At 41.0% G+C, this 14,151-nt stretch carries 9 protein-coding genes and 1 pseudogene; 1 reads left to right on the top strand and 9 read right to left on the bottom strand.

Annotated elements, in window-relative coordinates; all coding sequences use genetic code 11:
- Positions 1-191: 191 nt before the first annotated feature.
- Complete coding sequence (locus GBH70_RS17095; RefSeq protein WP_253693497.1) at positions 192-506, bottom strand: hypothetical protein; 315 nt, start codon at positions 504-506, stop codon at positions 192-194.
- A gap of 442 nt (positions 507-948) precedes the next feature.
- Between GBH70_RS17095 and GBH70_RS16655 the strand changes: the two are divergent.
- Positions 949-2,019: pseudogene (locus GBH70_RS16655) on the top strand (IS1380 family transposase); the annotation flags it as partial.
- A 288-nt stretch (positions 2,020-2,307) separates the two neighbouring features.
- On the opposite strand, the gene GBH70_RS04765 reads toward GBH70_RS16655, so the two are convergent.
- The 8 genes from GBH70_RS04765 to GBH70_RS04800 form a co-directional block, all read right to left on the bottom strand.
- Entirely contained in the window at positions 2,308-3,891 is a 1,584-nt protein-coding gene (locus tag GBH70_RS04765; RefSeq protein ID WP_253693500.1) for a glycosyltransferase, read from the bottom strand.
- Positions 3,892-3,943: 52 nt separating this feature from the next.
- On the bottom strand, positions 3,944-4,747 hold the full coding sequence (locus tag GBH70_RS04770) for an ABC transporter permease (RefSeq protein WP_151679965.1): 804 nt from the start codon (positions 4,745-4,747) through the stop codon (positions 3,944-3,946).
- Positions 4,744-6,891 (bottom strand): CDP-glycerol glycerophosphotransferase family protein, encoded by a 2,148-nt coding sequence (locus GBH70_RS04775; RefSeq protein WP_151679966.1) that lies wholly within the window; start codon positions 6,889-6,891, stop codon positions 4,744-4,746. Before GBH70_RS04775 ends, GBH70_RS04770 begins: the two co-directional genes overlap by 4 nt.
- Before the next feature lie 7 nt (positions 6,892-6,898).
- Complete coding sequence (locus GBH70_RS04780) at positions 6,899-8,089, bottom strand: CDP-glycerol glycerophosphotransferase family protein (protein WP_151679967.1); 1,191 nt, start codon at positions 8,087-8,089, stop codon at positions 6,899-6,901.
- Positions 8,082-8,480, bottom strand: coding sequence for a glycerol-3-phosphate cytidylyltransferase (gene tagD / locus GBH70_RS04785; RefSeq protein WP_151679968.1), 399 nt, complete (start codon positions 8,478-8,480; stop codon positions 8,082-8,084). Before tagD ends, GBH70_RS04780 begins: the two co-directional genes overlap by 8 nt.
- Before the next feature lie 324 nt (positions 8,481-8,804).
- The gene (uvrA, locus tag GBH70_RS04790) at positions 8,805-11,669 is read right to left on the bottom strand and encodes an excinuclease ABC subunit UvrA (protein WP_151679969.1); all 2,865 of its coding nucleotides are present in this window, start codon (positions 11,667-11,669) and stop codon (positions 8,805-8,807) included.
- 5 nt (positions 11,670-11,674) lie between these two features.
- A complete protein-coding gene (gene uvrB, locus GBH70_RS04795) occupies positions 11,675-13,657 on the bottom strand; it encodes an excinuclease ABC subunit UvrB (protein WP_151679970.1) in 1,983 nt (660 codons plus the stop codon).
- A 174-nt stretch (positions 13,658-13,831) separates the two neighbouring features.
- Positions 13,832-14,077 carry a CsbA family protein gene (locus GBH70_RS04800; protein ID WP_151679971.1) on the bottom strand — a complete coding sequence of 82 codons (246 nt, stop codon included), beginning with the start codon at positions 14,075-14,077 and terminating at the stop codon, positions 13,832-13,834.
- Between the last annotated feature and the right edge of the window lie 74 nt (positions 14,078-14,151).

Here is a 14,151-nt window from a genome sequence, read left to right on the forward strand (position 1 = left end):
CCGAATGGTAGAAAAAAATCTTCTACGAAAGTTAACTGATGTTCCGTTTTTTTGTACATTGAAATGGCCTCCAAGTGCAAGGTTTTTCACGTATTTTCCATAAAATTCTTACACTTTATATTCGACAAAAGTGGCTAAAACCCTTGTCAAATCTGGAATTTTTGCTTATTCAGCAAGCCCTAACTATCTATTTAATTAACTGTTACTGTAAATTTTTTTGTAACTGTATAGCCGCCTTGTGTTTTGTAATAAGCCGTAATCGTGGCCTTGCCGGCTCTTTTACCGCTCACAAATGAAAGGGTTGGCATTGTATCTTCTGTCGGCACCCATACACACAAATATCCCTTAACTTGAGTATTTTGTGTGCCTTTTACATGGACAGTCAATACACCTTTACTATCCGTTACAAGTTTTTCCGAATGGAATCCTGTCGCATCTTTAAAAACTTGGTTGGCATGCTTAGAACCCATTTTTAATCGTTGTATCGGTTTTCGGATTGTTTCCAACCACTGTTGCTACACCGGTATTACGGTCATTTCCGTAACGTACACTGGCGATTAGATCCTTACCTTCTGTGCTCGATGTATTAGATTTATAGTTTGTAATTTTTGGGCTTCCATAAGCATAAGATTAACGTGCTTTCAACAGTTTCACAATTGTATCATAATACGGCGTTTTTTCTGACACCTGAATCCGTGACGAAATTTTCACACAAAGTCATGCAATTCGCTTAAAATCTAGTATAATATGGGCATAAATCCAATTTAACCAATTCCACAATCAGGTGATCTAGTGAAAAAATTTATTATAGAATATACCAATGAACGGATTGTTGCCAACCTGGATTATTGTAGGAAATTTACTAGATCAAACAAATTTAGCTTCAAAGTTAAATGCCTATAAACTGCCGGGGATTTCCAGAAATCCCGGATGCTCCAATGGCGATGTAAAAGCGATTTTGATCATATTGAAACATTCCGGGGTGATGCCTTCTTTCAACTGGCTTTGGATATCCAAAGGGTTCCTTCCAGCCCAACCCTGAGGCAGCGTCTAGACCAGGCTGCCTTGACGAAAAAGTGGAAAGAGATCCTGCATGAAGAATCACTGAATCTCATCCGCCGGACAAATGCTGAAATCAGCCCTATTTACACCAAAGACAAGGCATATATCCCGGTTGACCTAGATGTCTCCCCCTTTGACAATCCCCAGACGAAAAGGGAAGGAGTGGAAAGAACCTATAAAGGCTGTGACGGTTACGCCCCCATGTTCGCTTACATCGGGCAGGAAGGCTATTGTCTGAATGTTGAGATGCGCAAAGGAAGCGTACACTGCCAAAACGGAACACCGGATTTTATCCGGAAAACCTTGTAATCCGCCAAAAAGCTGACAGACAAGCCGTTGCTTTTCAGGCTTGATTCGGGAAACGACAGCCGGGATAATATCGTGATTTTCCTGGAAAATGAAACAGATTTTATTATTAAACGCAATCCCCGCAAGGAAAAAGCAGAGGACTGGATTGAAATCGCCCAAAAACATGGTATTTGCTACGAAGAACGGGAAGGCAAAAAAGTTTATTTAGGGTCTATCCCCGCAACCATTCAAATGAATGAGCAGGAACGAACCGTCCGGAAAGTGTTCAAAGTGATCGAAAGAACGATCTCAAGAGACGGCCAGATTTTTTTGATGCCGGAATATGAATTTGAAACCTACTGGACGCCCCTGGATGTCCCGGCTCATGTGATAGTCTCGCTCTATCATGACCATGGCACATGCGAACAGTTCCATAGTGAAATCAAGACAGAACTGGATCTCGAACGCCTGCCTTCCGGGAAGTATGAAACCAATAGACTTATTCTCCATTTCGGCGTTTTTGCATACAATCTGCTTCGTATAATCGGGCAGGAAGGCTTGAGAGAACAGGATGCCCCTCTGAAAAAGAGAGCCACGAGGAGGAGAATTAGAACCGTCATCCAGAACATGATCATCATGGCTTCGAAGCTGGTTCACCAGGGGCGCCAATGCTTTAACTGTTTTCGGTAAATAACCAAAACTACTTAAAGTCAGCAAGATAGAAAGCAGAATTACAGATATTCTGCCAGTGACTTTCTGCCCAATTTGCTAACCCCCAGTTTTTTAATGAATTAATTTCATAAAAATATTACTACTTTTTAAACATCTTTTAGAGATAAAAAAATTTATTTCAATATGCGAACAAACATAAAAGAGAAAACAGTGTAAAAATTTTTTACCAAAAAATGTAAAATTGTGAGATTTAACCATTTGACTTACTTTATCTTATATAAATTATTATTTTTTAAAGAGAGACCAAAAACGCCCGGGGGTTTTTTTACTCTGCTTTGTTTCTACTTGCGGTGTATCATCCTTAAATTCCTTAAACAATTCTACCCATTTCTGTCGATACATTTCATAACTAAATCTTTTTACAACCTCTGAGGCATTTTGAGAAAACTGATTGCGCAAGTCTTGATTTGTCATAATTTTAATTATTTTTTCTGCCAGCTGTTTTTGATCTCCCTTAGGAACAAGATATCCATCAATACCATTTCGTATGATATCCTTAGGACCATATTTAATGTCATATGCGATAACAGGTGTTCCAGCTGCAAGACTTTCAGTGATAACAAGTCCAAAACCTTCGTAATCTGAAGTCAAAATGGAGCAACTGGCACTTTGATACACAGAGGTCGGGTTATCTGTAAATCCCTTCAAAAAAACATTCTTATTAAGATTTAGTTTTTCAATTAATTCTTTTAATTTATTTTCATCAGGTCCAAAACCATAAATATGATATTCAGCTGTTGGTATTGCATCAACTACATATTTAAAAGCGTGAATAGCTTCATCCAACCTTTTTTGTTCCTCATACCTTGCTAGAGTAACAGCGAGGTAAGGATTAAAAGTAATTTTTGGATCAATATAGGTAGGAATAACACTATGTGGTATTACAGTAAAGTGATTATGCTTACCAAATCTCTCGCTTACATCATTTTTTTGTTCATTCGTTAAAAAAACAACTTTATCAAATTTCTCTATATTATTAAACAATGGTTTCCATGTTGCCTTAATATCACTGCCGGCAGTATATGGTTTGGCAAAATGGTTATTGTGAAGAATAGCTATTCTTTTACATTTTGAATCAGTTACATTCAATAAAATTTCGTCCGTTTTTCGGGAGTCAGTCATTAAAATTGGATTGTCTATTTTTTTAATTTTCTCCGTTATCCAAAAACTATACAACTCATTAAGATTTTTAAATTCAATTGGATGTGGATAATATAATTGGCATCTCCCTCCTTTTCCGGTTTTTGGATCAATCCATAAGGAGAGAAAGCATTCTCCGTTTTTGCTCATATAACGTTCGAGTTTCGGTTTATTTTGAAACAGATCCATATGTTGCACTCTTGAAAGCGTGCCATCTTGGTTGTATTCTTCTCTCCTAATGCGATGGCGACCTTCGTTCATATAATCAATCAACATTAAACGATTTTTTTTGTCAAAGCGTTTGTATTTGACATATAAACCATTTTTATAGTATCTAAAAGATAATTCCTTTGAGCCATTATCTTTAAATTCAACGAAGCCATCTTCTTTGATTTCATAAATTTTTGGATCAAGAGTAACTTTTTCCTTTTCTTTAAAAGGGTCAATATCAACAAACATATTTAAAACTTTGACACGCCGATCAAGCTTTCCGCTTTCATACAATTTATTTATAATTTGCTCATGATTTTTTTGGTATTTTAGTGTGAAAATGTATATTTGAGGAAACGTATCAATTAGTGCATTGGCCCTCGTCAATACAGCTTTTGTAAGTCCTCCTCTAATCGTATCTAATGAATTAAAAATGAAAATTGGTGTTACATTTCCCAATTTATTTTCCTCCAATAAAATTAAATTCATTTAACTCATCAATAAATAATTTTTATAAGAAATCAACAAATCGATTTCTAAATCTCACATGCAAAGAAGACCCTATTATCCATAAAATAATGGTAACAGCCCAAAAGTATAATGTATAGTGCCAATGTTCTATAAAATACCACCCCATATTACCAAGCAGAGAAGATCGATAACCCTCTATAATGTAATAAAAAGGATTAAATTTCAGAACCATTTGTATCGTTGGTGATAAACTTGAAGGGTTCCATAGTACAGGTGTTAAATAAATCATCATTCTCATAATGGCTTGCACTATGTTTTGTACATCCCTTACAATAGTTGCTAAAGTTGAAGTCACAAAAGCAAGCGCCAGAGTAAAAATTAAGGAACTAATCATGTAATAAGGAAGTTCCAAATAATACAGTGAAATAGGATGACCTAAAAATTGCAAAAATATAATAATCAGTCCCAAGATCATCAAATGTTGATAAAACCTGCTCATGATAATGTAGCTTGGAATTGCACTAAGCGGAAAATTCATTTTTGCAACCATGCGTATCCTGGTATAAATAGATTTTGATCCTTGTATCACCGCTGGATTAATAAAAAACCAAACAGAAATCCCGGCAAGCAGCCAAGGAACATAATTAGGGCGTGGATGTCCTCCCCTGATCCCAAAACCAAATACAAACCAATAAATCGAAATTTGTATTAATGGGTTAATGATTTCCCAAAGGATGCCAAGATAATTATTTTTGTTTTGGCTACGCAATTCATATGAAGATAACCTTAAAATTAAATAAAAACTTTTTACTTGTTCTTTTAAAACAGTAATCGCTGACTTCATATCTCTTTCCTTCCTAGAAAAACGCGTTCCACCACTTTTTGGGACGATTTTCCGGATTCTAAGTAACAGAAGCGTTTGTAGAAAGCCTCAAATGTTTCCGGAAGCTGATAACCATTGACATCAAGTTTTTGAATTTCGCGGATAACTTCATCCGTAGTTTTCACAAGTGGACCCGGAGCATTTTTTTCAAAATCAAAATAAAATCCACGTAAATTGTCACGATAATCATCAATATCATAGACAAAAAAGATCATTGGTCGCCTTAAATTCGCGTAATCAAAGAATACTGAAGAATAATCCGTAATCAATAGATCCGCAATAAGGTACAGCTCCCTAATGTCCTCATGATTAGAGAAATCATAAGTAAATCCCGCATAAGGTGTTAAATCCAGGCTGCTTGCAACAAGATAATGCATTCTCACCACAATAATATATTGATCGCCAAGTTTTTCTCTTAGTTTATCTAAATCTAAAGGCAAATCAAATTTATACCTGCCTTTGCCATAAAACTGATTATCCCTCCAAGTAGGAGCATATAAAATAACTTTTTTGTCCTCTGGAAGACCGTATTTCGCTTTAAATGCACGAATCTCTTCCGCATTATTATTGGTGAAGAGAAAATCATTGCGCGGATATCCTGTTTCAAGCATCTCCTTATTAAATTGGAATGCTCTTCTGAAAATTTCAGTTGAGTAGGCATTTGGCGAAATAAGATAATCCCAATTACTTGCTTCTTTAAGGAAATTACGTTTATATTTTTCAGTAGTTGTGCCCGGCATATGAACTTCTTCCATATCAGCAGCTAATTTTTTTAATGGAGTCCCATGCCAAGTTTGAAGATATATTGTATGGGCAGGTTTCGGAATCCAGAGCGGCATCCTGCTATTTGTGACCCAGTAACGTGCCCTTGCCATCGCAAATAACCATTTTATAGAAAATCGTTTTATATAGACTAAGTTCCGATTTTCGAAATTGTAAATAAACCTTTTATCAATACTCCAATATAGCTTATAACCGTGCAGGTTTTCTTTCATATATTCATAAATGGCTCGGGGATTATCACTGTACTGCTTTCCGAGGAAACTTTCAAACATGACCAGTTTTTTATCAGCGGGAAGCATTCCAATTATTTTAAAAGCAAGTTGGTAAGCCCTTTTGGTATATTTGCTCTTCTTTATCTTTCTTAGTTTTTTCTTTAATAATGATTTCACATGAGTAGAAAAACGATAGTCATCCACAGAAATTGATAAAAATTTCTTCTTTTTTGTTCTGGTTACTACAAATTTTTTCTTTCGGCCATCAAATTTTTTAATATATTTTTCTACTCTTGAAAATGAGCTATCCGGAATCAGTTTTAAGCGGGGTGTTTCTTTTACCTCTCCATCCACATCCATTTTCAAATAAGATTTATACCGTACCTTACCTTCCCCTAAGAGCGCGATATCTTCAGCCTTTATTTCAGCATAAAAACCAGCATGATTAAAGTCCAAGCCGTGATGGCCATATTCCTCCGTTAAATCCGCGCGCTCTATAAATTGAACTGGATATTTAAGTTCAATTCCCTGTCCAGAATTTCGTAAAATAAATGTTCTTTTTTCAATCTGATCCTTACCTGTTGGATCTACTGCAAAACCGCTTAAAGAAATAAGCCCTGATTTATCAATAGAAGCTCTTTCAACCTTTGCGATGATGCCCGGATTCTTTACCTGAAAAGAGAGATTACCTTTATTGGTTGAATATGGCAATAATATTTTATTCTCTTTATGATTAATGTAATACAGTAACTCTATATGTTTTAAATTACTCATTAACCTGTACCTGAGCGGCTCTTCTGTCTCTTCATCTTCCTCGGTGTCCAATTCTGTTATTTTTTCCTTTGTTAAATATACATCCCAAATATCATCATGCAACATTAAGTGATCAAGTTCTTTTCTTTCTATTTTCGAACCGAATATACATATTTCTTCACTTCTTGATAGCTCAAATACATAATAAGTTTCTTCCAAACCTCTATAACGACTTACAAGTGTTAATTGCAGCTGCGAATGATCGGCTGCAATATGTAGAGGTACATACATTTCAAGCAAATAATCATATTGCTGAAATTTTAGTTCTTTTAATGTACATTTTTTAATTTCCACCATATGTATTTTAACTCCTCCCGACAGCCGGATCTTCACTATGTTGATATAAGTAATTTGTTAAATTATAACTGGACTTTCCATCTGAATATTTATTCCATTGAGTTGAGAATTCAACTATTCGTTCCATATCAAAATCATTTTCTTTGATCAATCGGATAATTTCTTCCGTATTAAACGCAATAGGACCGGGTACCAACTGCTCATATTCTTTCCAAAAACCCCGATTTTCTTGATAACTTTTTAAATCATACGGATAAAAAATCATTGGCCTCTTTAAAAGAGAAAACTCAAAAGGAATAGAGGAATAGTCAGTAATCAAAATATCAGTAATCAACAATAATTCATTTATATCATCATAATGTGAAAAGTCGAGAATAAATCCCTTATAATCAGCTAGTGCCTTCTTATTTTTAACAACTGGGTGCAATTTAATGATGACCACATAATCATCTTTGAGCTCTTGAGACATTAATGCCAAATCTAATTTCAACGAAAAATTATTTAACTCATAATCCCGAAAAGTGGGTGCATATAAGATAATTTTTTTATGCATTAATCCAGAATGTTTTTGGTAAATTTTGCGAATTGTTTGTTCTTTTAAAAGATCATCAAAAAAAAGATCCGTTCTAGGCACACCTGTACACAAAAAATTATCAGAACCAACGCCGAAAGCTTCCTTAAATATAGATTGCATAATATCTGAGCCAATCACGATTTTATGGAATTGTGAATACACTTTTTTAAACCTGGTGATGGCTCCCTTTGTACGGGTATTTATGCTTTTATCCTTTAAACCAAAAGTTTTAAAGGCACCTGCAGCATGCCAAACCTGTATGCATTCCACTTCTTTTTTAAAATTTGTTGCTGCCAAAAAGCCATAATAGTTATCCACAACAATATATCTTGATGTCGCCAAATGATAAATACTTTTAAAAAAATCAAAGGGTTTTTTTAAATTAAAAAGAAGAACTTCTTCCTGTGCGAGTTCATCATTTAATTGATGAAAACAAGAAGAAGTGCATAAAAACACAACTGTAAATGGATTGGGATATTGTTTAATAGCATGGTAAACATATTCACTATTGCTTTTAAAAGAAACAACAAAAGAAACTTTTCTCTCTATAGGAAATAAATTACATATAGAAAAGATGATCCGGAAAAGCAATAAGTATAAAGAAATAAACAGTTCCCTAACCATTTTTCACGGAGAAAAGATCCTGCTTAATTTTTGTAGTTGAAATTCCGACTGTTCTCGGCAAATAAACCACTTCACAGTAATCCTTCAGATAGTCAAATTTGCCTTTCCAGTCATCGCCCATGACAAATATATCCACATGGTGCCTTTTAATATCGTCTATTTTTTGTTCCCAAGTGTTTTCCGGAATTACTTCGTCAACATAACGGATCGCTTCCAGAATTAATTTCCGGTTTTCGTAGCTGTGGTATGATTTTTTATTTTTAATTTCGTTAAATTCATCCGTTGAAAGGCCGACGATTAAATAATCGCCCAACTCCCTTGCGCGTTTTAATAAATTGATATGCCCCCAATGAAGAAGGTCAAATGTTCCGTATGTGATCACCTTTTTCATACAGTTCTCTCCCTGTTAAGTAATAGGCATTAATTTTTCATAATGTGACATCTTCTATTATTTTTCCCCAATCTTTTCTCATTATATGTCTATTTACATTAGAATTCAAATACTTCTTTAAAAAGTGTCAAGCTGGTTCTATCTCAAAATGGTTCCAGACTATCTATTTTAAGCTTTATCAAATTTTTACTGTTTCTTCCACCGGAGTCCTTTCGCTTTTCACGTATAAGTCCCGCATATCTCACGAGATATCTAATCATATCGCCATTGCCTTTTTAAAACAGGTTCCCCCTGCATTTGCAGGAGGAAGCCTGTTAATTGTGCTCAGCGCGCCAGGCTTTCCATTTGTTTTTCCATTCTTGCCCGGTCGCGTTCCAAAATCGGTTTTAAATATTTTCCGGTATATGAGGCCGGATTGTCGGCGACTTTTTCCGGGGTGCCGGTGGCGACAACCGTTCCGCCGCCTTCCCCGCCTTCAGGGCCGAGGTCGATAATATAATCGGCTGTTTTGATGACATCCAGGTTATGCTCGATCACAAGAACGGTATCGCCGTTGTCCACCAGCCTTTGCAGCACATCCAATAGCTTGGCAATATCATGGACATGGAGGCCGGTTGTCGGTTCATCCAAAATGTAGAAAGAACGGCCGGTCGAGCGCCTGTGCAGTTCGGAAGCGAGTTTCACACGCTGGGCTTCGCCGCCGGACAATGTTGTTGCCGGCTGCCCGAGTTTGATATATCCGAGGCCGACGTCGAATATCGTTTGCAGCTTCCGCTTGATTTTCGGGATGTTTTCAAAAAAGGCAATCGCATCTTCGACCGTCATATCGAGCACATCGGCAATATTTTTGCCTTTGTATTTCACTTCGAGCGTTTCGCGGTTATACCGTTTCCCGTGGCACACTTCACACGGTACGTATACATCCGGCAAAAAGTGCATCTCAATTTTGATAATCCCGTCGCCGTGGCAGGCTTCACAGCGGCCGCCTTTTACATTGAAGCTGAAGCGGCCTTTTTTATAGCCGCGGATTTTCGCCTCATTGGTGGATGCGAACACTTCGCGGATATCATCGAACACGCCGGTATAGGTGGCAGGGTTCGAACGCGGCGTCCTTCCGATCGGAGACTGGTCAATGTCGATCAGTTTGTCCAAATGTTCGATGCCTTTGATTTCTTTATGGGCGCCCGGCTTCGCTTTTGCGCGGTACAATTTTTGCGCAAGCCCCTTATACAGGATTTCGTTTACGAGCGTGCTTTTTCCGGAACCGGACACACCTGTAACGGCAATAAACGTACCGAGCGGAAATTTGACATTGATATTTTTTAAATTGTTTTCCTTAGCCCCCCTGACCTCAATAAAACGGCCGTCCCCTTTCCGGCGTTTGGCAGGCAGCGGAATAAATTTCTTTCCTGACAAATATTGTCCGGTCAGCGAATCCGGGTTCGCCATCACTTCCTGCGGCGTTCCCGCTGCAACGACCTGTCCGCCGTGGACGCCCGCCCCCGGTCCGATATCGATTAAATAATCGGCGGCGAGCATCGTATCCTCATCATGCTCCACGACAATCAGGGTATTGCCGATATTGGCCATTTCTCTGAGCGTTGCAATCAGGCGGTCATTGTCGCGCTGATGCAGTCCGATCGACGGTTCATCAAGAATATACAACACCCCTGTGAGCCGCGAACCGATCTGCGTGGCGAGGCGGATACGCTGCGCTTCCCCGCCGGAAAGTGTCCCGGCAGAACGGCTCAATGTCAAATAATCGAGGCCGACATTGACCAAAAAACCGAGGCGGGAATCAATTTCGCGGAGAATCAGCCTTGCGATTGCCTGCTCTTTTTCCGTCAAATCCAAATGTGTGAAAAAATCGCGGGCTTCCGCAATCGAATAATCCGTGATTTCGCTGATATGTTTCCCGTTGATTTTCACTGCAAGGCTTTCCGGTTTCAGGCGGTAGCCTTTGCATTTCGGGCACGGCTGCTCGGCCATGTATTTTTCCATCTGCTCGCGCGTAAAATCGGAGCTTGTCTCGTGATAACGGCGTTCAATATTGCGGATTACGCCTTCAAACTCAATATAGTTGTCGCGCACCTGGCCGAAATCATTTTCATAATGGAAATAAATTCGTTCCGTGCCCGAGCCGTATAAAATTTTATCCATCTGGTGCTTCGGCAAATCTTTTACCGGTGTGTCCATGTCAATGCCGAAATGTTCGCACACGCATTTTAAAAGCTGCGGGTAATATTTCGAACTAATCGGCTCCCACGGGGCAATCGCGCCTTCGTTTAATGTCAGCGACCAGTCGGGGATCACAAGATCGAGGTCGACTTCCAGCTTCGAGCCGAGCCCGTCGCATTCCTGGCAGGCGCCGAACGGGCTGTTGAACGAAAACATGCGCGGCTCGAGCTTGTCAATTGAAAAACCGCATATCGGGCAGGCGAAATGCTCGCTGAACAACAGCTCTTCCTCGCCGATCACATCGATGATGACGCGGCCGTCAGCAAGCCGCAGCGCCGTTTCAAGGGAATCGGCAAGACGGGATTGCACCCCATCTTTTACAACAATCCGGTCTACCACAATATCAATGGAATGCTTTTTATTCTTGTCAAGATCGATGTCTTCACCGAGGTCGTGCATTTCGTGATCGATGCGGACACGGACGAAACCCTGCTTTTTAATATTTTCGAGCATTTTGACGTGCTGGCCTTTTTTCCCCGATACGACCGGGGCCAGCACCTGCAGCCGCGTCCGCTCCGGATATTCCATGATGCGGTCGACCATCTGCTCGACCGTCTGCGAAGCAATTTCGATACCGTGGTTTGGGCAGATCGGCCGTCCGATGCGGGCATATAGCAGCCGCAAGTAATCGTAAATTTCCGTTACGGTCCCGACGGTGGAACGCGGGTTGCGGCTCGTTGTCTTCTGGTCAATCGAAATCGCGGGGGACAGCCCTTCGATTGCATCGACATCCGGTTTGTCCATCTGCCCTAAAAATTGGCGGGCATATGCGGATAGCGACTCCACATAGCGCCGCTGCCCTTCCGCATAAATTGTATCGAACGCCAATGAGGACTTGCCGGAGCCGGATAATCCCGTCAGCACGACAAGCTGGTCCCGCGGCAGTGTCACATCAATATCTTTTAAATTATGGACGCGGGCCCCTTTTACTTCTATTTTATCTAATACCATTGTGGTCATCCTTCCGCTTTCAGTTCTAAAAGGGCATCACGGAGCTGCGCGGCCTGTTCGAAATCAAGCGCTTTTGCCGCTTCTTTCATTTTCGCTTCCAGTTCCGCAATCAGCCGCATACGTTCTTCTTTCGTGAGCGGCTTCTTCTCTTCTTCCGTTTCATAAGCTGCTGGTTCCTCCGCCGCGTAAGTCGCATGGATCGCATTGCGGATGTCTTTTTGGATTGTTTTCGGAATAATGCCGTGCTTTTTGTTGTACGCTTCCTGCACGGCACGGCGCCGCTTCGTCTCATTGATCGCCTTTTCCATGGATTCTGTAATCGTATCGGCATACATAATTACCTGGCCGTTCGCATTCCGTGCGGCGCGGCCGATCGTCTGGATCAGTGAGCGTTCGGAACGTAAAAACCCTTCTTTATCGGCGTCAAGAATCGCGACAAGCGACACTTCCGGGATGTCCAACCCTTCGCGCAGCAGGTTGATGCCGACAATTACATCGTATTTGCCGAGGCGGAGGTCGCGGATGATTTCAATCCGCTCGAGCGTCTTCACTTCAGAATGGAGATACTGGACTTTGATGCCCACTTCTTTTAAGTAGTCCGTTAAATCTTCCGCCATTTTCTTCGTCAACGTTGTGACAAGCACGCGCTCATTTTTTGCAATCCTGTCCTGGATTTCCCCGAGCAGGTCGTCGATTTGCCCTTCGATCGGGCGCACGTCGATTTTCGGATCCAAAAGGCCTGTCGGGCGGATGATCTGTTCCACCATTTTCGGTGTATGCTCCAGTTCATACGGCCCCGGTGTTGCGGAAACGCAAATCATCTGGGAAATATGTTGTTCAAATTCCTCGAACCGGAGCGGCCGGTTATCGAGCGCGGACGGCAGCCGGAAGCCGTGATCGACAAGGACCTGCTTACGTGCCCTATCCCCATTAAACATTCCCCTGATTTGTGGAAGCGTAACATGGGACTCATCAATGACGAGCAGAAAATCTTTTGGGAAGTAGTCCAGTAGCGTGTAAGGCGTCGAGCCGGGCGGGCGCAGCGCCAAATGGCGGGAATAATTTTCAATGCCTGAGCAGAAGCCCATTTCCCGCATCATTTCCAAATCATATCTGGTCCGCTGCTCAAGGCGCTGTGCTTCCAGAAGTTTTCCGTTGTCGCGGAGCTCTTTCAGCCTTTCTTCCAGTTCCGCTTCAATATTGCGTATCGCAATTTGCATCTTCTCATTGCGCGTGACGAAGTGGGAGGCAGGAAAAATGGCAACATGCTCCCGGTCCCCGATGATTTCACCCGTCAGTGCATCCACTTCACGGATCCGGTCAATCTCATCGCCAAAAAACTCGACGCGGATGCAATGTTCATCGCGGGAGGCCGGGAAGATTTCGACGACATCACCGCGCACCCGAAACGTCCCACGCTGGAAGTCGATATCATTGCGGGCGTACTGGATATCGACAAGCCTTCGTAAAAGCTGGTTCCGCTCGATTTCCATTCCCGTCCTGAGGGAAACGACCAGTTCGCGGTATTCTTCCGGCGAACCCAAGCCGTAAATGCATGATACGCTTGCGATAATGATGACATCATTTCGTTCAAACAAGGCCGATGTTGCCGAGTGACGCAGTTTGTCAATTTCATCATTGATACTCGCATCTTTTTCGATATACGTATCGGTTTGCGGCACATACGCTTCCGGCTGGTAATAGTCATAGTAACTGACAAAGTACTCGACCGCGTTGTTCGGGAAAAACTCCTTAAACTCGCTGTACAGCTGCCCGGCCAATGTTTTGTTATGGGCGATAACGAGCGTCGGTTTATTGACTTCTTTGATCACATTGGAAATCGTAAACGTTTTGCCCGTACCAGTTGCCCCAAGCAAGGTCTGTACTTTTTTGCCTGCACGGACGCCTTCGACAAGCTGGCGGATCGCTTCCGGCTGGTCTCCCTGGGGCTGATATTTCGAAACAAGTTCAAAAGCACGCTGTTCCATTCATGTGCCTCCTCATTTACAATCGGCTTTTATTTCAAACCATTAAAGGTGGTGCATCGTCTTTCGGTCTTTTTATTTTAACACATATCTACTTGCATCACCAACAAAAAGCGAACAAACTTTCCCTTTTCTTTCCATGCGAAAGAACGGTAAGGCCATTCCCCTACCGCATGATTAGCTTTGCTTCCCCTTTTTCTTCTTTTCCCTCTGTATCATTGTATTAGCAAAATAAAATCCGATTGTCAAAGAAGCTGCATCCATAATGTATACCGGCCATGTGCGCGTATACCCTTTGTAAACCGAAGCGACAATGAGCGCGACCGTCAGTACTAAACCGATCAGCTGGTTGAATGTGACCCTCGTAAAAAAGATGACAAGAAAGCACGGAAAAAAAGCGGCCGCAAACAGTTGTATGATCATAATCACCCCACTCCAAGCCAATTCTCCCCATTATCCTTATTGTTGAACAACAGGCTTGAAAATACAAGAAAAAT

The sequence above is a fragment of the Weizmannia acidilactici genome, from assembly GCF_008974225.1.
GTDB classification, from domain to species: domain Bacteria; phylum Bacillota; class Bacilli; order Bacillales; family Bacillaceae_C; genus Weizmannia; species Weizmannia acidilactici.

Bases quoted from the DNA above. Each gene is read 5' to 3' on its own strand.
- uvrA (WP_151679969.1), bottom strand. From the start codon at position 11,669: ATGGTATTAGATAAAATAGAAGTAAAAGGGGCCCGCGTCCATAATTTA.
- tagD (WP_151679968.1), bottom strand. From the start codon at position 8,480: ATGAAAAAGGTGATCACATACGGAACATTTGACCTTCTTCATTGGGGG.
- uvrB (WP_151679970.1), bottom strand. From the start codon at position 13,657: ATGGAACAGCGTGCTTTTGAACTTGTTTCGAAATATCAGCCCCAGGGA.
- GBH70_RS04770 (WP_151679965.1), bottom strand. From the start codon at position 4,747: ATGAAGTCAGCGATTACTGTTTTAAAAGAACAAGTAAAAAGTTTTTAT.
- GBH70_RS04775 (WP_151679966.1), bottom strand. From the start codon at position 6,891: ATGGTGGAAATTAAAAAATGTACATTAAAAGAACTAAAATTTCAGCAA.
- GBH70_RS04800 (WP_151679971.1), bottom strand. From the start codon at position 14,077: ATGATCATACAACTGTTTGCGGCCGCTTTTTTTCCGTGCTTTCTTGTC.
- GBH70_RS04780 (WP_151679967.1), bottom strand. From the start codon at position 8,089: ATGGTTAGGGAACTGTTTATTTCTTTATACTTATTGCTTTTCCGGATC.